Annotated in this window: 14 protein-coding genes; 8 read left to right on the plus strand and 6 right to left on the minus strand. The window is 47.4% G+C overall.

Translation table 11 applies throughout. From position 1 onward, the window contains the following. Positions 1-106 precede the first annotated feature (106 nt). Positions 107-682, plus strand: coding sequence for a putative pterin-binding protein (locus J3U76_RS02920; RefSeq protein ID WP_208004194.1), 576 nt, complete (start codon positions 107-109; stop codon positions 680-682). Then, positions 669-2,573, plus strand: a complete 1,905-nt coding sequence (locus J3U76_RS02925) for a putative bifunctional diguanylate cyclase/phosphodiesterase (RefSeq protein WP_341534292.1) — start codon at positions 669-671, stop codon at positions 2,571-2,573. Before J3U76_RS02920 ends, J3U76_RS02925 begins: the two co-directional genes overlap by 14 nt. A 57-nt stretch (positions 2,574-2,630) precedes the next feature. On the opposite strand, the gene torD is transcribed toward J3U76_RS02925, so the two are convergent. The 5 genes from torD to asnS form a co-directional block, all read right to left on the minus strand. Further along, positions 2,631-3,308 (minus strand): molecular chaperone TorD, encoded by a 678-nt coding sequence (gene torD, locus J3U76_RS02930; RefSeq protein ID WP_208004196.1) that lies wholly within the window; start codon positions 3,306-3,308, stop codon positions 2,631-2,633. Positions 3,309-3,583: 275 nt separating this feature from the next. Then, a complete protein-coding gene (gene torA, locus J3U76_RS02935) occupies positions 3,584-6,052 on the minus strand; it encodes a trimethylamine-N-oxide reductase TorA (RefSeq protein ID WP_208004198.1) in 2,469 nt (822 codons plus the stop codon). 23 nt (positions 6,053-6,075) lie between these two features. Beyond that, positions 6,076-7,263 carry a pentaheme c-type cytochrome TorC gene (torC, locus tag J3U76_RS02940; protein ID WP_243454024.1) on the minus strand — a complete coding sequence of 396 codons (1,188 nt, stop codon included), beginning with the start codon at positions 7,261-7,263 and terminating at the stop codon, positions 6,076-6,078. 42 nt (positions 7,264-7,305) lie between these two features. Beyond that, positions 7,306-7,470, minus strand: coding sequence for a periplasmic nitrate reductase, NapE protein (gene napE / locus J3U76_RS02945; protein WP_208004208.1), 165 nt, complete (start codon positions 7,468-7,470; stop codon positions 7,306-7,308). 335 nt (positions 7,471-7,805) lie between these two features. Beyond that, positions 7,806-9,206 (minus strand): asparagine--tRNA ligase, encoded by a 1,401-nt coding sequence (asnS, locus tag J3U76_RS02950; protein ID WP_208004215.1) that lies wholly within the window; start codon positions 9,204-9,206, stop codon positions 7,806-7,808. A gap of 122 nt (positions 9,207-9,328) precedes the next feature. Between asnS and J3U76_RS02955 the strand changes: the two genes are divergently transcribed. Then, the gene (locus tag J3U76_RS02955) at positions 9,329-9,673 is read left to right on the plus strand and encodes a hypothetical protein (RefSeq protein WP_208004217.1); all 345 of its coding nucleotides are present in this window, start codon (positions 9,329-9,331) and stop codon (positions 9,671-9,673) included. A gap of 120 nt (positions 9,674-9,793) precedes the next feature. Further along, positions 9,794-11,761 carry a sensor domain-containing diguanylate cyclase gene (locus J3U76_RS02960; RefSeq protein ID WP_208004224.1) on the plus strand — a complete coding sequence of 656 codons (1,968 nt, stop codon included), beginning with the start codon at positions 9,794-9,796 and terminating at the stop codon, positions 11,759-11,761. Between the two features lie 372 nt (positions 11,762-12,133). Here the strand turns inward: J3U76_RS02960 and bioA are convergent, their stop codons facing one another. Continuing rightward, positions 12,134-13,456 carry an adenosylmethionine--8-amino-7-oxononanoate transaminase gene (gene bioA, locus J3U76_RS02965; protein WP_208004228.1) on the minus strand — a complete coding sequence of 441 codons (1,323 nt, stop codon included), beginning with the start codon at positions 13,454-13,456 and terminating at the stop codon, positions 12,134-12,136. Between the two features lie 124 nt (positions 13,457-13,580). Here bioA and bioB point away from each other — a divergent pair, with 124 nt between their 5' ends. The 4 genes from bioB (at position 13,581) to bioD (ending at position 17,723) form a co-directional block, all read left to right on the plus strand. Further along, positions 13,581-14,657: a biotin synthase BioB gene (gene bioB / locus J3U76_RS02970; protein ID WP_208004235.1), complete on the plus strand. Its 1,077-nt coding sequence runs from the start codon at positions 13,581-13,583 to the stop codon at positions 14,655-14,657. Between the two features lie 226 nt (positions 14,658-14,883). Continuing rightward, positions 14,884-16,029 (plus strand): 8-amino-7-oxononanoate synthase, encoded by a 1,146-nt coding sequence (bioF, locus tag J3U76_RS02975; RefSeq protein ID WP_208004243.1) that lies wholly within the window; start codon positions 14,884-14,886, stop codon positions 16,027-16,029. A gap of 160 nt (positions 16,030-16,189) precedes the next feature. Further along, a complete protein-coding gene (gene bioC / locus J3U76_RS02980) occupies positions 16,190-17,038 on the plus strand; it encodes a malonyl-ACP O-methyltransferase BioC (protein ID WP_208004248.1) in 849 nt (282 codons plus the stop codon). Continuing rightward, positions 17,031-17,723, plus strand: coding sequence for a dethiobiotin synthase (gene bioD / locus J3U76_RS02985; protein WP_208004250.1), 693 nt, complete (start codon positions 17,031-17,033; stop codon positions 17,721-17,723). Before bioC ends, bioD begins: the two co-directional genes overlap by 8 nt. Positions 17,724-17,802: the final 79 nt, after the last annotated feature.

Genomic DNA, 17,802 nt, shown 5'->3' on the forward strand with positions numbered 1-17,802 from the left:
CGACTGGTACCCTTGCGCTCGTTTGCACGGCCATTACATGTGTTAATCTGGAACAATGAACGCGGTGTGTAACAGTTTCAGAGCGCGCGATAGAAAAGGGGCAAGTATGCGCCATAGCATCATTAAAAACACTGGTAGGTCTTATTGGGTAGCGGCACTCACTCTATTTCTTAGTAGTAGTGCTGCTTGGGCGGCAACACCGGAACCTTTACCGGAGGCGCAGGGGCGGGTGATATTAACCGTGACCGGTAATATTGCTGTGACCAATCAGAGCGGCCCACTTGGTAATCATAAAGCCGATAAAGCAGAGTTTGATATGGCAATGCTCAGCACCTTGGCACAGCATGAATTTAGTACAGAAACGCCTTGGACTGAGGGAAAAGTGCATTTTCGGGGAGTCTTGCTGCAAGATTTGTTACAGCGAGTAGGGGCTAAGCATCATAAAGTGAGGGCGGTGGCACTCAATGAGTATTATCATGAGATGGATCTGAGTCGCCCTGAGCTGGATCAGCTGTTGCTTGCAACACATCAGAATGGCAAGCCAATGAAAATACGAGATAAAGGGCCAATTTGGTTAATGCTGCCTTTATCTGAGTTGAAGCAACTCAATAAAAAGCAATATCATGAGCTACTTATTTGGCAGCTTAAACTTTTAGATGTGAGATATCGTGAACACCTTTAAACTACCGATATTAATGATTATTGCGCTTTTGTTTAGCGCAAGTTCAATGTATAGCTATTATCGGGATTTAGAGGTAGTGCGGTATGTGTCTGCCACCATTAAAGCCGTGGGTTGGACCAGCTCAGAGCTAGAAATGGAAGTGCTTAAGTTTGATCATGCCCTTACCGCATTAGCAGCAGAGACGGCTGATGAAGAATTTGTACAGTTACACTTTGAGTTATTGTGGAGCCGTATTAATACCTTGTTACAAGGCGAAGAGAGTCGACCGGTGCGTGAACAGCCCGGGGTCTTACCTATTCTTGAAAGCCTCTCAATACAGCTAGCGCGTTGGGAAAGTCGAATTTATGCTTTGGGCACTAGTGACAGTGCAGGCAATAAGGCCAAACAAAGAGCACAAGTCATGGCATTACGCCAAGAGCTATCGCACTTTCGTAAATTGGCTCGCGAGATAAACGTCGATAGTTTTTCTGGAACCAATGCGTGGCAACAGCTTGATATTATTCAAGATATTAGACTGCGTTCTAGTGTGTATCTTATCGGACTCTTGCTTAGCGGTGGCTTAATGATGCTGCTATTGCTAAGAGAAAATCGCCGCAATCGCTATTTGGCCTATCATGATATATTAACCCGCTTGCCTAATCGTATGTACTTTTACCAGCTGATTAATAAAGCATTGCGCGACGCAGATAAACGCAATGCAGGGCTGGCAGTTCACATGATTGATCTTAATGGTTTTAAAGCCATTAATGACAGCTTGGGCCATGAGGTGGGTGATAAATTACTCACTGTGGTGGCACAACGTCTACAAGAATGTGTGAAAGTTCACGGCCATGCTGCACGGCTAGGTGGGGATGAGTTTGTGGTGATCCAGCCCTTGTCGTTGGGTGAAGACCCTAAGCCCATGGCAACCCAGCTTTGGCAGTCATTAATACGAGATGTACCATTACCCGCCGGCAATTTATCGCCACAAGCCTGTATTGGCACCAGTGTTTATCCTGAGCAAGGCACAGGGGTATCTGAATTACTCAGCCATGCAGATACTGCCATGTATTATGCTAAGCACAGTAGTACTGTCATGGTGCAGTGTTATGAGATGGGCATGGATGAACGGCGATTACGCAAACAAAAGTTAGCCCTAGCCCTGCAAGGTGCCATAGAGCAGGATCAACTGGTGCTCTATTACCAACCTATATATGAGCTTGAGGGCGGGGCGATAGAATCAGTAGAAGCATTATTGCGTTGGCACTCATCGGAGCACGGCGTGATTCATCCGCTAGAAATTATCGCGGTGGCGGAGCATCATGGGCTGGCACACAAATTAAATGAATGGGTACTACTTACTGCCAGTCGGCAGCTAAGTGACTGGCATCAAGCCGGCTTTTCTGGTTTAAAAGTGAACGTAAATATTAGCCCCAGTATATTTATGGACGGTGAGTTAGCCAGTACAGTACATAACGTATTGCGCGCCACTGCGCTATCTGCCTCTAGCTTGGTGCTTGAAATTACCGAAGATACCAGTTTGTGGGATACGAAAGGTTCTATTGCAACACTCGAGCAGCTACGCAAACTGGGGGTTGAAATTGCACTCGATGATTTTGGTACCGGTTACTCCTCTTTTAGCCATCTGCGACAATTACCGCTGAATAAGCTGAAAATAGATAAATCATTTGTGGCCGACATGACCACAGATCCTAAGGCCTTGAGTCTTGTCAAAACCATTATCGCCTTGGCGGCGAGTCTAGAGATGAAAGTGACGGCAGAAGGGGTTGAATTAAAAGAACAGCAACTGCAGTTACAACAGCTTGGCTGTGAGCTGGGGCAAGGCTATTTATTAGCTAAGCCTATGGCGGCAATTGACATGACGGCAGAATTACAAAGCACCTGCGCGTAACCGCATGTTAAAAAACACGGCCCTGTGGTTTAACTGTAGCGCTAGACTACCATTTGCCTAAGAGTAAAAGTACGCGGCTATTAAGGTTAATAAAGTGGGGTAAAACGCGCTGGCGGTCTCAATTTTTTGTGCTCGGCTCGCCAGCTCAGGTAGCCAGCTGGCGAGCTCCTCTTTTACAAACAAGGCCAAGTTGGCTTCTGCTTCTGGGGTGGGGTCGAGCGCGAGGCGCCGATAACTTTCTGCTAGGTAATCAAGCATTATCGCCACATGATCTGCAGGCTCCTGAAAGTCGGCATCAACACCATAACCGGCCGCAGTTAAGCGTGCTTGCATGCGTTGAAAACTTGGGCCATTAAAGCGGCCGTCATCTAAATATAACGAAGCATACGGAGCCGGACTATGGCGAGCGTCGCTTAAAAAAAGACTAGCAAAATCAGCGGCCAACTCAAGGCGCGGTTGCGCGAGCGCACTCAGGCCATTAATAGCATTTTGCACCGCTGTTACCGACTCGCTGAGCTCATCGATTGAGGCCAAGCCGTCCAATAAGGGGGCTGCATCGCCTTTCATATAGGCTTGTAGTGTCGTTTCGTTTAGCTCTGCTGCCAGTAAGGTTGCAAACCACTGGCACAATAATGCTTGGTGCTGATAATACTCAGCCACCAGCTGTTGCTCGGGGTTGAGTTTGGGGAGTGCATGAGTTGGCAGGCCTGTGTCTGCCACATTATTTATGGACATTATTTACCTCGATTAATTATCGATGGATTTAGGTCAGCCGTCAGCCATCAGCTTGGTCCAATGAATTGGACCCTACAAAAGATAAACCATCCCGCTTTGCATGACCCACAGTCAAATTCAGTAGTGTTTATCTTTAGCTGACAGCTTGCAGCTGCCAGTCAGTTTGGTCCAATGAATTGGACCCTACAAAAGATAAACCATCCCGCTTTGCATGACTCACATTCAAATTCAGTGGTGTTTATCTTTAGCTGACAGCTTGCAGCTTACGGCTGCCTTTAAGTATTCACCACGGTTGGGCCACCAAATGAGGTGACTTCAGGTACGGTGCCGGTAAAGACTTCTATATCCACTAAACAGGTATTGGCGCTGGGCGCTTGGGCTAAGCGTGATGTGCCCACATCGAGTGTTAACGTATTTGGGTCGCCATAGGTATCTAGCGCGCCAATACTGGCATCGGTTGGGCCATACCAAGCGCCTTCTTGAATACGAATAACCCCAGCCGGAAAGTTATCGGATACCACAGCACCGGCTAATAACTGGCCTCGGTCGTTAAATACCCGCACTAAATCGCCATCATTAATGCCGCGTGCTTTTGCGTCTTCAGGGCTTAAAAACACCGGCTCTCGGCCTTGTACCGCATAAGTGGCACGGTATTCATCCGACTCACACATTTGCGAATGCAAGCGTTTATCGGGGTGCACCGATTGTAACCATAGGGGGTGTTTATCTGAGCCAGGGCCGCCATGAGAGCGCTCGGCTTTTTCCATCCAAATGGGGTGCTGCTGGCAGTCGTCATAGCCATAGCTGCCAATTTTCCGGCTGCTAATTTCAATAAAGCCAGAGGGCGTGCCCACGGCATTCACTTCTGGATCTTCTCTAAAGCTTGCGTGACGCACCCAGTTTTTACCTTCGCCAAAGTGCACATAACCGCCTTCCCAGAATTGTTCAAATTCGGGCATGGGGTATTTGTCTTCATTGGCTTTTTTACAGTCGTTATACAGCTCTTTTAACCACTGAAACTCATCTTTATTTTGCGTGTATTCTTTATGACGGCCATAACGGCGCGACAAGTCGGTGAAAATATCGAAGTCGGTGCGCGAATGAAACAAAGGATCCACTAACTTGTGCATCGCCAAAATGCCGGTTTTCGAATAACCGCCATACACATCTATATCGTTACGCTCAAACTGCGTACAGGCGGGCAGTACCAGATCAGAAAAACGACAAGTGGCGTTCCACGAATAATCTATGGTGACCACAGTTTCTAGCTCATAAAAAGCCCGTTTCATGCGGTTATGATCTTGGTGATGGTGCCAAGGATTACAACCACTAAATATAGACATTTTAATATCGGGGTAGGTCACTTCACTGCCGTTATATTGCAGTTTGCCACCGGGTTCTAAAATACAGTCAATCCAGCGGGCAACCGGAATAATACGGCTGGCTCCTTTAAAATCGGTGCTTGGGTGCTCAGGCACCTTGCCCGGATCTAGGTTTCGTGGAAAACCGCCCGGCACACTGGCGCCAGTGGGCGGAATGCCAATACCACTGTAGTGGTGGGCATAACTAATACCGCCACCGGGCAGGCCAATTTGGCCCAGCATTGCCGCCAATACGGCTCCTGCCCAATAAGGCTGCTCACCGTGTTGCTGGCGCTGAATTGCCCAACCAAAAATAAGTTGAGTACGACCCGCGGCCATTAGGCGGGCAAACTCACGAATACGCTCAGCGTCCACGCCGCTGATTTTGGCTGCCCACTCTGGAGTTTTCTCAATGCCGTCGTCGCCTTTACCCAGTACATAGTCAATAAAGGGTTCAAAGCCTAGGGTGTAGGTATTAAGGAAGTCTTTATCGTGCAAGTCTTCACTGTACAAGGTGTGGGCTAATGCCAGCATAAAGGCCACATCACTTTGTGGATTAATGTATTGCTGTTCGCACTGTAAATAATCCTGCGTTTTGCTCTTCACCGGATCAACACTGATCACCTTAATACTGCCATCGGCAATTTTGTCTTTTAACTGCGCTAAATAGGCATAAGAGTCGTGAGTTTCACAGTTCCAGCCCACCTGTAAGTTTTTATACAGGTCGTTGGCCCATAAAATAATGGTATCGGTATTTTCTAAGATCAAAGGCCAAGAGGTACCTTGGTCATACACCTCGGTTGAGCCCATGACATAAGGCAAAATAACTTGGCCAGCCCCAGTTGAGTAATCCCCGACCTTGTTAACAAAGTTGCCGTGCAAATTCACTGCCCGCTGCATGTGGCTGCCGCAGCTGTGAAATTGCCCGGTTTGGCGCCAACCTGTGGCACCGGCATATAAACCAGAGGGGCCGTAGGTGGTTTGTATCCGCTCTAGCTCTTCGTGAAACAAGTCCAATGCTTCATCCCAAGTTAAGCGCACAAAGCGGTTATCGCCACGTTGTTTGCGGTCACTGTTTTCGCGATTCTTTAGCCAGTCTAGGCGTGCCATGGGGTAGCGAATACGCGAAGGATTATAAATAAGCCCTTTAATGCCATTGATCATATCGGTGGGATATTTATCACGCTCAAAAGGCTTAATCTCGGTGACCACGCCACCTTTAACTAACGCTTTAACCGCCCCCCAGTGAGAGCCGGCCATGCGCCAGGTGCCGTCAGCAGAAACGGCGGCCTGAGCGCCACGTACTAATAAACTTTGACCAATTAAGGCGGCGGCTGAAGTGGCGGCTATGCCTTTAAGAAAATGTCTGCGTGAAATAGTCATATTTTTTCCTCATCAACCTAATATTAGTGCGCGCTATCGGCGTAGTCTGAAGAGTGTTTTTGCAAGTACTTGAGTACCAAGGCTTGGGTGTCGGCGTCCATATTGGTAAAGCCCACCATACCGGCAAACATGCCTGGCCAAGTGTTGGCATCAAAATGCTCTTCAGCAGGCTGTGAGTGACACACACTACAACCACTGCGATAGGTATCGCGAGCATAGCTCCATAAATCTTCGGCCTCGGGCAGCAGGGCACCTGCTTCTGTCCACAGCGCAATGTTCACCTGCTGCCAGGGCAACCCTGTTAGCGGATCTTCTTTGGCCTCGCTAAGCACTTCTACTCGCTGCTCGTTTTGTGCCACGGCTTTGTTTAGCACCATATTGGGAATGTTTTGACCAAAGTCCTCATACCAAACTCGACCAAAGCCGCGCATTTTGCGCCATGAGGGAATTGCCAGCTGTATTTTATCGCCCTTATGAGCAAGCAAAGTGACGGGGGCTGCCGCTTCTAGCTCTCCGGCTTCTTGGGTCAGATCTTCATCTAGATACAAAGTGACGGCTTTAACGGCGTAATATTGTTCGCCATCTTCTACTTTAAGGCCATTAGCACGTTGCTCTAACTGATCCAGCGCTGGGTCTTTAAAGACCATGGTCTCGGGTAATTGGTGGGCAATGCCTTTATGACAATCGATACAGCTTTGATCCCGCTCGGCGGCGGGCTTCATAAAGCGTTTTGCCTTATCTGACATGACATCCCAGTCCATACTGTTGTAGTCATGACAGTTTCGACACTCCAAAGAACCATTAGCCGAAAAGCGCGCCCATTCGTGCTGTGCTAGCTCTAAGCGTTTATCAAGAAATTTTTCTCGGGTATCAATGGTGCCAAATACTGCACCCCATACTTCTTTACTGGCTTGCATTTTACGGGCAATTTTATCGGTCCAGTTATGGGGCACATGGCAATCGGGACAGGTGGCACGCACGCCCGAGCGGTTAGACCAGTGAATGGTATCTTGCAGCTCTTGATAGACGTTATTTTCCATCTCGTGGCAGCTAATACAAAACTGCTCGGTATTAGTAGCTTCTAGTGCGGTATTAAAACCACCCCAAAAAATTACACCAGCCACAAAACCACCTATGGTTAATACGCCCAAACTAATATGAACGGAGGGGCGTCTAAGGGTGTTCCAGAATTTTTTTATAAAATTTAGCATCTTGATTCTCGCATCAGGTTTCAGAGGAGCTTATTTTTATTGTTATGAAACATGACCTGGTGGCCCAAAAATCATTTGTAAAAACCACACAATAAAACCGTAACCGGCCACTGTCATTACACTAAGCAGCGGAATAAGCACCACGGTCAGCAACAAAAAAGTTTGCCATTCGCGGCGGCGAGAAGAAGAGGGGGTAGAGTTACTCATAGGTCGGTATCCTTGATGTTGGAGAACCTGAGGTGTAGCTGGTAAATAATAAACCCTAAAAACTGTAATGAATTTATATTAGTGCATGATGCAATAACAAACGCCATAAGGCCAACATATAATGCTGTTAATTATATAATATAGAGCTATATTTTTAAAAAATTAGACAAAGGTCAAAATGTTCATCTGTATTGCAACTTATGGCGTGCGAATAAGAGCAGGGATTGGTGATTAGGGGTTGGTGATTAGGGACGATTTTAATTGCTAAGCCAGCACAATAAAAAACCCCGCAGTGGCGGGGTTTTTGCTTTTTAGGCGAACATAAAAGGTATCGCTTAAAAGTCGGCGTGGCGTGGGGTGCGAGGGAAGGGGATTACATCGCGCACGTTGCCCATGCCAGTTACATAAGCAATTAAGCGCTCAAAGCCTAAACCAAAGCCAGAGTGCGGCACAGTGCCATAACGGCGCAAATCACGGTACCAACCGTAATCTTCTGGGTTTAAGCCCATTTCCACCATGCGAGCATCTAATACTTCTAGTACTTCTTCACGCTGTGAGCCACCAATAATCTCGCCAATGCCTGGCGCTAACACGTCCATGGCGGCCACGGTTTTACCGTCTTCATTCAGCTTCATGTAAAAAGACTTAATGTCTTTGGGGTAGTTTTTTACCACTACGGGCGCTTTAAAATGTTGTTCAGCCAAGTAGCGCTCGTGTTCAGACGACAAATCAATGCCCCATTCCACAGCAAACTCAAACTTCTTACCGCTGTTAATTAAGATCTCAACCGCCTCGGTATAATCAACTTGGGCAAAGTCTTTGCTTACAAAGTCTTGCAAGCGAGTAATGGCTTCTTTATCAATACGCTGAGCAAAAAACTCCATGTCGTCCATACGCTCGGTTAACACCGCGTTAAACACATATTTCAGCATATCTTCGGCAAGATGAGCCACATCATCTAGGTCGGCAAACGCCACTTCTGGCTCTACCATCCAAAACTCGGCCAAGTGACGACTGGTATTGGAGTTCTCGGCTCTAAAGGTAGGGCCAAAGGTATACACCTTGCTCATGGCACAGGCATAGGCTTCTGCGTTTAGCTGGCCAGAAACCGTTAAAAAGGTTTCTTTACCAAAAAAGTCTTCACTAAAATCAACGGCACCTTGTTCGGTACGCGGCAAGTTTTCGAGATCCAGCGTTGAAACGCGAAACATTTCACCGGCCCCTTCACAGTCCGATGCAGTGATCAGCGGTGTAGCAACCCACGAATAGCCGTTTTCGTGAAAAAAGCGATGAATGGCTTGCGCTAAACAGTTACGCACACGGGTTACGGCACCCATCATATTGGTGCGTGGGCGCAGGTGTGCGTATTCGCGCAAATACTCAATAGAGTGGCGTTTAGCAGCCATGGGGTAGCTGTCGGGATCTTCTACCCAACCAATAACTTTTACCTTTGTGGCTTGTAGCTCAAAGTTTTGACCTTTGCCTTGAGAAGCGTCTACGGTACCGGTAACCTCAACAGAACAGCCGGTGGTTAAGCGTGTCACCTCAGACTGATAATTCTCGACGCTATTGGGCACCACAGCCTGCACCGAATTAAAGCAGCTACCATCGTGGATGGCCAAAAACGAAATACCCGCCTTAGAATCACGGCGAGTACGAATCCATCCCTTAACAGTAAGGGTGGTACCAACGGGAAATTTACCCGCCAGCACATCAGTTACAGATGCGTGGGTCATGTGAAATCGCTCTCCAGCGTTAACTAAAATCAGCAAATGCTGATATAATAAGTGCATTAAGACTACTAATGTTACCCGTGTAAACTCAGGACTCAAGCAAAAGTTGTACTAGGAGGGCTAGCATGGCACAGCGTCGTCATGGTTGGTTTAGCCGATTGCTTATCGTGATGACGATAGGGGGCTGGGCATTATATATAGTGCTTTTGCTGGTGTTTCACTACGGGCGGCCAGAGCAAGATTTTGGTTATTTACGTTATCAAGATATAAGTGTGCGAGCACAATGGCTCTCTGTGCACTTATTTTGGGCTTATGCCGGTGTCTTGGGAGCCTTAGGGATTGCGGTAACCGCCTTTACCTTAGTGCACCTTAAGGGGCGTCGCCACCTGCAATATCTTAAAGTCTATTTAGTGATGTTAGCCATTGCCAGCCTGTTTACTTTGCTACTCATTACTTTTTCATCGCGCTAGTGCAATGGATTTCATGTGTTATTATACTAAATATTATTTCTTGCCCTACTGATGATTCATTTTTTGTAAGTGGGTCTATTTTGTGCTGACTATTAACCTTGACTTAGAATGTTATAAATAATGATATTGACGCGATTTATCTTGCTGTTTTCGCTGTTGTCTGCATTAGTGTTGGCAGTGACATATCCGATTTACGCTCAGTACTATCAGGGGTTACAAGATAGAATTTTGGCTAATGAAGAGACGTCTGTGGTGGCCGCCAGTCAGATGATCCAAAAAGAAATGTACGAACAGGTGCATTTAATTGCGATGATAGCAGACGCGGCTCCAGTATTAGATTATGTTACTCACGGGCGTGCAGAGCAGCGTGTTGCTCTAGAAACCTTTTTCAGCAATGTCTCCACTAACTTCCACCGCTTTGATCAAATTCGGCTTCTAGATAACTCCGGCTATGAACTGGTTCGAGTTAATTTAAATGACAGCAAGGGCAACATAGTTCCGCAATCTGAGTTACAAAATAAATCACAACGCTATTACTTTACTGAGGCAAAAGAGCTAGCTGACAACCAATTGTTTGTGTCGCGCCTAGACCTTAATATGGAAAATGGCCAAATTGAGCTGCCTCATAAACCTATGCTGCGCTTTTCTACCCCCATATTAGACCGCAATGGTGAACGAGCAGGGGTGCTTGTGCTTAATTATCTTGCCGAGGGAATGTTAAAAAGCTTTCGTCGGCAAATGTCTCGACGAGTTGATCAGCAAGGCATGTTAATTGACGCAAAGGGTTATTGGCTAAGTAACCATGAGCGCAGTAATGAATGGGGGGCGGATTTAGGGCGTGCTGAGCATACCTTTGCGCGCATGTATCCAGAGGTTTGGTCTGAAATATCGGCGGCAGATTCTGGCATTATTGCTACCGATAAAGGATTATTTCGCTTTCAGAGTATCAAGCCTTTTAACTTTTCTGGCTCTCAGCATGCACACTTTAAAGCTGATCATTACCCACTATTTGCGTCGCAGTCGGTGGCTAATACTGATTGGAAACTGGTCATTTTTATACCGAATGAGTTAATTCAGTCTCGCTCTTTTTTATACCAGCCCTTGGGGCAAGCCTTGGTGGCTTTAGTGTTGTGTTTACTGGCTGGAGCATCATTAGCAATGGCTATTATAACGAACCAAAAACAAGCGCGTTCGCGTGAACAAAAAGAGCTCAATGAGGTGTTGAGTGATCTGTACGATAATGCGCCTTGTGGCTATCATAGCTTAGATGCTAACGCTCATTTTATTCGTATTAATCAAACTGAGCTTGATTGGCTGGGCTATACGCGAGAAGAAGTCTTGGGTCAGCCATTTATTGCGTTTTTAACCCCTAATAGCCAAGTGCGCTTTCAGGAGTTTTTTGATGCTTTAAAAACAGAAAAGCAGATAGAAAATGTGGTGTTAGAAATGCAATGCAAAGATGGCGCTACCTTTTATGTGTCTAGCTCAGCAACGGCGCAAAATGATCAAAGTGGCGACTTTGCCGTGGCGCGCACCAGTGTGTTTGATATTACTGATCGTATCCTGTTAGAGAAAAAGCTAGAAACACTGGCCAATATTGATGCGCTCACCAATATCAGTAATCGTCGACACTTTTATGAAGGTGCCACTTTAGAGCTTAAGCGTGCCCTGCGTTATCAGCATCCACTTGCAATACTGATGTTTGATATCGACCATTTTAAGCGAGTAAATGATACATACGGGCACGATGGCGGTGATGCAGTACTTAAACAACTTGCCAGTACGGTACATAGCAGCCTACGAGACTTAGATGTTTTTGCTCGTTTTGGCGGTGAAGAGTTTATTGTGTTACTTCCTGAGATCTCGCCCGAGCAAGTGGCCTTGGTTGCTGAGCGCTTGCGCCAAAAAGTAGCAGAGCTACAAATTAACTTACCTTCTGGCGAAACTGCAAGTATTACCATCTCAATTGGCGTTGCCATGTTAACGCCTGACGATAAACTGCTTGAACACTTGATTAAAAAAGCCGATCTGGCGCTCTATCAAGCCAAAGAACAAGGCCGAAACCGGGTAGTGGAATACAATGCTTAGCGCCAAGCGCTAAGGCATAGCTGTCAGCGGTCAGCTATCAGCTGTCAGTTAAAGAACAAACCGAGATCCTGAAACGAGTTCAGGATGACGGCTAAAACGGAGCCTGCTTGCTGTCATACCGGACTTGCTCCGGTATCCCGCTTTTATGTTTAAAGCAAGGGAGCTGTCAGTTAAAGACCAACCGAGATCCTGAAGCGAGTTCAGGATGACGGCTAAAAACGGAGCCTGCTCGCTGTTATACCGGACTTGCTCCGGTATCTCGCTTTTATGTTTAAAGCAAGGGAGCTGTTAGCCGTCAGCTATCAGCGGTCAGTTAAACAGCGCGCTACGCTCGCAAAGACGGTTGGCTTGTTTCTCCTGATGGCTGACAGCTTACGGCTGATGGCTGAAAGCTTCCCCACATATAGTAATCATGGCTTTGGTCAGCTGGCTTAATTGTGCCGCTTCAATAACATAGGGCGGCATAATATATAACAACTTACCAAAAGGCCGTATCCATACCCCTAATTCCACTAATTTGGCCTGTACTTTTGCTACATCCAGCGGCTGATGCAGCTCAATTACGCCGATCCCTCCCAGCACTCGCACATCTGCCACACTGGAGAGCTCAAGTGCTGGCGCTAATTCATGTGTTAACTGTTGCTCTATGGCCGCAATACGCGTCTGCCAAGGGGAGCTTAGTAGTAACTCTAAACTGGCTTTTGCCACCGCACAAGCGAGCGGATTGGCCATAAAAGTAGGGCCGTGCATTAATACTCCCGCTGGGCCATTACAAATAGTATTGGCCACATGCTCAGTGGTAATGGTGGCCGCCATCGTCATATAACCGCCGGTAAGCGCCTTACCAATACACATAATATCGGGCGTAATATCGGCCCATTCGCAGGCAAATAACTTACCAGTGCGGCCAAAGCCGGTGGCAATCTCATCTACAATCAACAGCACCTCATACTGGCTGCATAATGCCCGTGCGCCTTTAAGGTATTCGGGATGATAAAAACACATGCCTCCGGCGCCTTGCACTATCGGCTCTAGCACTAATGCGGCTAACTCGTGATGGCGCTTGGCCAATAAGGCCTCCAGCGGTGCTAAATCAGCGGGGTCCCACTCATCACCAAAGCGGCTGCGTGGGCTTTCTATAAACACATGCTCCGGCAAAAATCCTTGATATAAGCTGTGCATGCCGCCATTAGGATCGCACACGCTCATGGCACCAAAAGTGTCTCCGTGATAGCCCTTATTGAGTGCGGCAAATACCGTTTTGGGGGTGCCTTTGCCATGCCAATACTGAATGGCCATTTTTAGCGCCACTTCTACCGACACCGAGCCTGAATCTGCAATAAAAAAGCGATCTAATCCGTTGGGTAAAATCTCGGTTAAGGCGCGGCATAAATCAATGGCCGGATCGTGGGTTAAACCGCCAAACATCACATGAGACATTTTGCTAACTTGCTCATTTACCGCCGCATTTAGTTTAGGCACATTATAGCCATGCAAGCAGGCCCACCAAGATGACATGCCATCCACTAAGGCGGTGCCATCTGCTAAGTATAAATATACCCCTTCAGCGCGTTCTACTTTATAGCAAGGTAGAGGACGAGTTAGCGAAGTGTAGGGGTGCCAGAGGTGGTGTAAGTCGAACTCGCTATTAGTAAAAGAAGCGCTAAGCGGTGTGCTAGAGGTTGGGGTGTACATAATATAACCTATGGTAAACCTTGGTGTTTATTTATGGTTGACAGGTTAGCATTGCGCCTTACACTAGCCAACCTAATACCTCTCGTCTTTACCGCAAAAGTGATACAAGGATACCTGCAACCTAATGAGCCAGTCTCCCTTACCCTCAGAATCATCGCGCCGTGAGCCCGTTAGCCGTGAGCATGTGCTCGCATTATTTGATCGTCCGTTTTTTGACTTATTGTTTGAAGCTCAGCAAGTGCACCGCGCCCACTTTGATGCCAATGAAGTGCAAGTCAGCACACTGTTGTCCATTAAAACCGGTGCCTGCCCAGAAGACTGCAAATATTGCCCGCAAAGTGCCCGCTATAGCACAGGCCTTGAAACCGAGCGGTTAATGGAAATGGAAAAGGTGATAGAGCGCGCCAAAGAAGCCAAAGCCAATGGCTCTAGCCGCTTTTGCATGGGCGCGGCGTGGCGTAATCCTAAAGAGCGAGATATGCCGTACCTAGAAAAAATGGTGCAAGAGGTCAAATCCTTAGGCCTTGAAACCTGCATGACGCTCGGCATGCTCAACGATCAACAAGCTACCCGTTTAGCTGATGCTGGGTTGGACTATTACAATCACAATCTAGATACCAGCCCCGAGTTTTACGGCGATATTATTACCACTCGTACTTATGCTGATCGCTTAAATACCCTAGAAAATGTGCGCAACTCCGGCATGAAAGTGTGCGCCGGCGGCATTGTCGGCTTAGGCGAGAGCATGGATGATCGCGCCGGTTTATTGCAAGCATTGGCCAACTTGCCACGCCAGCCCGAAAGTGTGCCCATTAATATGCTGGTAAAAGTCAAAGGCACGCCCATGGAAAATCAAGCTGATTTAGATGACTTTGATTTTATTCGCACCATAGCCGTGGCGCGCATTTTAATGCCGCAAAGTCATGTGCGTTTATCTGCAGGTCGCGAAAAAATGAACGACCAAATGCAAGCCATGTGCTTTATGGCCGGCGCTAACTCCATCTTTTATGGTTGCAAGCTGCTCACCACCCCCAACCCAGATGAAAACAGCGACATGCAGTTATTTAAGCGCTTAGGCATTCGTCCCAGCGGTTTAAATCAAGATTCAGGCATTAGCCAAAAGCCCGATGAAATGACCGAAATTGAATTACACGAACAACTCGCCGCCCAAGCCGAGCCCGCTTGGTATTATGAAGCTTAAGACACAGCGGTAAGCGCTAAGCCGTCAGCGATCGGCTAAGAAAAAGCTACGGCATACACAGAGCCTATATAAGTAACAAGCTTAGAGCAGAGCAAAATTGAGTATTGGGTAAGTTCGTTCGCTCTTAAGTTTTTACTCTACCATTGTTGGTTTTTCTGATAGCTGAAAGCTTACCGCTGATAGCTGTTATCACCGACAATCTCTTTAAAAGTAAGGTGATAAACATATGCCTTTTAATCTTTGCCTTGCCGATCGGGAAGCGGCGGGGTTGCGCCGTTGGTTGCCCGCTATTGATCAGGTAAACGGCTGCCAGTTGGTTAGTCAAGGTAAGACTTATCTTAACTTTGCCGGTAATGACTATTTAGGCTTAAGCCAAGCGCCCGAGCTGATTAGCGCCACGGCCAATGCCGCGCAGCAGTTTGGCGTGGGCGCAGTGGCGTCTCCCTTAGTGGTGGGCCATCAGGCGATTCATCGCGAGCTGGAAACTGCCGTTGCCGATTGGCTAGGGGTTGAGGCCGTAATGCTGTTTAGCTCCGGCTTTTCGGCTAACCAAGCATTAATTAAAGCGCTGCTTACTAAAGGGCACACCCTTTGGCAAGACAAGCTTAATCATGCCTCATTGCAAGAAGCGGGCATGTTAAGCCCGGCACGACAACAGCGCTTTGCTCATAATAATATGCGCATGTTAGCCAAACAGCTTAAGCCGCAATCGGGATTAATTATCTCAGAAGGGGTGTTTAGTATGGATGGCGATCAGGGTGATTGGCGAAGCTTAAGCCAACTTGCCGAGCAAAGTAATAACTGGCTAATGATCGACGATGCCCACGGCCTAGGCGTGTTGGGTAAGCAAGGGCGAGGCACCTTAAGCGAGCAGGGTATAGCGGCCGATAAAGTACACATTCACATGGGCACCTTTGGCAAGGCACTGGGGGTAAGTGGCGCTTTTATTGGCGGCAGTCGTGCGCTCATTAATTATTTACACAATCATGCGCGCAGCTATGTTTACAGCACCCATTTACCGCCGCCGCAAGCCGCGGCTATTTTGGCCGCGGTGCACTTGGTGCAAAACGCTGATGAAAAGCGCGCACAACTGCAAGCGCGTATTGCGCAATTTAAAGCCGGAGCCGCAAACTTACCGCTGTCACTGATGGCTTCTAGTACTGCGATTCAGCCGTTATTGGTGGGCGAAGAGCAGGCTTGCATGCAGATAGCAAACCAGTTGCGAGAACGCGGGTTTTGGGTGGGGGCAATTCGCCCACCAACGGTACCTAAAAAATCGGCTCGGCTGCGCATTACCCTGAGTGCCGCCCACAGCAAAGCGGATATCAATGCCTTGCTGGTAGCGTTGCAAAAAGCCGCCAATAGCGTGTAGCGATACGCTTGAAGTTGACAGTTTAGGGCTCCCAACCGTCTAGATCTTAACCATAAATATCACTTTTCGCCGTCATCTTTATTTTTCTGTGGGTTCAGTGGATTCCGTGGCGAAAAAATCTTTAGTTTCGAGTCTGTAATTTTTTAATAAGAGTGATGCCATGAGCCGTTTATCGACCAGTGCTTTACCCGTAGCTTCTCTGTCTAGCCACTCTTTATTCGTAGATAAAAAGTGGTTAGACAAGCAAAAAATCGCTTCCGCCTTTGGCCGAGCAGCACACAGCTACGAGCAACATAACGAATTACAACGCCGCTCGGGCAACGCCTTATTAGCCTTGCTAAATGAACATTTAGCAAGCCGTGGGGCCCAAAACCTGCCGGAGTGTGGGCTAGATTTAGGCTGTGGCAGCGGTTGGTTTTTACCCATGCTTAAGCCCAAAACTAAGCAATTGCTAGCGCTGGACTTATCACCGGCCATGCTGCAACAAGCACAACAAAAAGCCGATGTTTTAGCCTTTTGTGGTGACATGGATGCACCGCCTGTGGGTGAACACAGCCTTGATTGGGTTTTTGCTAATTTATGCATGCAATGGAGTCACTCACCGGCGCATTGGCTTGCCAACTGGAGCCAATGCCTTAAACCCGGCGGCGTATTAGTGTTTGCCACCTTATTGGATGGCAGCTTAAAAGAGCTCAGTGACTGCTGGCAACAACAAGGTCAGCCTAATCCTATTAATGCCTTTATCAGCCAAGCTCGTTTAGAGCAGCACCTTGTTGCCACTGGTAAGCGCTGGCAATGCCAAACCAATACTGAACAACTGAGCTATGCCACTTTAAAAGAGCTCTTGCTAAGCCTAAAGGGCATAGGGGCTAACCAAGTAACGCAAGAAAAACGTGCAGGGTTAATGGGAAAAAACACCTGGCAGCAGCTCAATTTAGCCTATCCTGTTAATAACCAAGGCCAGTGCCTGGCCACCTACCAGCTAGCTTATGGAGTAATTTATGGTTAATACATTCTTTGTAACAGGAACCGACACCGATGTAGGCAAAACCTTAGTTACCGAGGCGTTAATGCAAGCGGTAAGAGACTCAGGCTTATATGTTGCAGGTTATAAGCCGGTGGCGTCGGGTTGTGAAATGATTAACGGGCAACTAAAAAATAGTGATGCGCTTATTTTACAAGAAGCCTCCTCCAATGATTTGGACTACCAAGATCATAACCCTTATGCCTTTGCTCCTGCCATTGCCCCCCATATAGCCGCCGCTCAAGCGGGAGTGACCATAAGCCTAGATAAACTCAGCGAAGGATTAGTAGCGCAAAAAGATAACGAAGCCGAATGGATATTTGTAGAAGGAGCCGGGGGCTGGCGCTTACCTATTAGCGAGCACGAATACTTGTCTGACTGGGTAAAAAAAGAACAGCTGCCGGTGATCTTGGTGGTGGGCATGCGGTTAGGGTGTATTAATCATGCATTATTAACACTCGAAGCCATCGAGCGTGATGGGCTAACGGTTGCTGGTTGGGTGATTAATCAGGTCTATCCGAATATGAGTCATTACCAAGAAAACGTAAACACCCTCAAACAGCGTATTAGTGCACCGCTGCTCGGTGAGATCCCTTGGTTAGAAGGTAAGCCCACTGACAGTGTCGACCAATACATAGACATTGACCTACTATTTAAAGATTATTGTTAATTTACACCTTGAAATGGCGCTAAATGGCCGCATTATTTACCTACAAGTTTAACCCCCATTTGAACACACTTTAATTAAG

This window comes from Oceanisphaera pacifica (genome assembly GCF_017498065.1).
GTDB classification, from domain to species: domain Bacteria; phylum Pseudomonadota; class Gammaproteobacteria; order Enterobacterales; family Aeromonadaceae; genus Oceanimonas; species Oceanimonas pacifica.

Excerpts from the sequence above, each read along its gene's own strand:
- bioB (WP_208004235.1), top strand. The coding sequence starts at position 13,581 with ATGAGCCAGTCTCCCTTACCCTCAGAATCATCGCGCCGTGAGCCCGTT.
- J3U76_RS02960 (WP_208004224.1), top strand. The coding sequence starts at position 9,794 with ATGATATTGACGCGATTTATCTTGCTGTTTTCGCTGTTGTCTGCATTA.
- bioC (WP_208004248.1), top strand. The coding sequence starts at position 16,190 with ATGAGCCGTTTATCGACCAGTGCTTTACCCGTAGCTTCTCTGTCTAGC.
- bioD (WP_208004250.1), top strand. The coding sequence starts at position 17,031 with ATGGTTAATACATTCTTTGTAACAGGAACCGACACCGATGTAGGCAAA.
- torA (WP_208004198.1), bottom strand. The coding sequence starts at position 6,052 with ATGACTATTTCACGCAGACATTTTCTTAAAGGCATAGCCGCCACTTCA.
- J3U76_RS02920 (WP_208004194.1), top strand. The coding sequence starts at position 107 with ATGCGCCATAGCATCATTAAAAACACTGGTAGGTCTTATTGGGTAGCG.
- bioA (WP_208004228.1), bottom strand. The coding sequence starts at position 13,456 with ATGTACACCCCAACCTCTAGCACACCGCTTAGCGCTTCTTTTACTAAT.
- napE (WP_208004208.1), bottom strand. The coding sequence starts at position 7,470 with ATGAGTAACTCTACCCCCTCTTCTTCTCGCCGCCGCGAATGGCAAACT.
- bioF (WP_208004243.1), top strand. The coding sequence starts at position 14,884 with ATGCCTTTTAATCTTTGCCTTGCCGATCGGGAAGCGGCGGGGTTGCGC.
- J3U76_RS02955 (WP_208004217.1), top strand. The coding sequence starts at position 9,329 with ATGGCACAGCGTCGTCATGGTTGGTTTAGCCGATTGCTTATCGTGATG.
- torC (WP_243454024.1), bottom strand. The coding sequence starts at position 7,263 with ATGCTAAATTTTATAAAAAAATTCTGGAACACCCTTAGACGCCCCTCC.
- asnS (WP_208004215.1), bottom strand. The coding sequence starts at position 9,206 with ATGACCCACGCATCTGTAACTGATGTGCTGGCGGGTAAATTTCCCGTT.
- torD (WP_208004196.1), bottom strand. The coding sequence starts at position 3,308 with ATGTCCATAAATAATGTGGCAGACACAGGCCTGCCAACTCATGCACTC.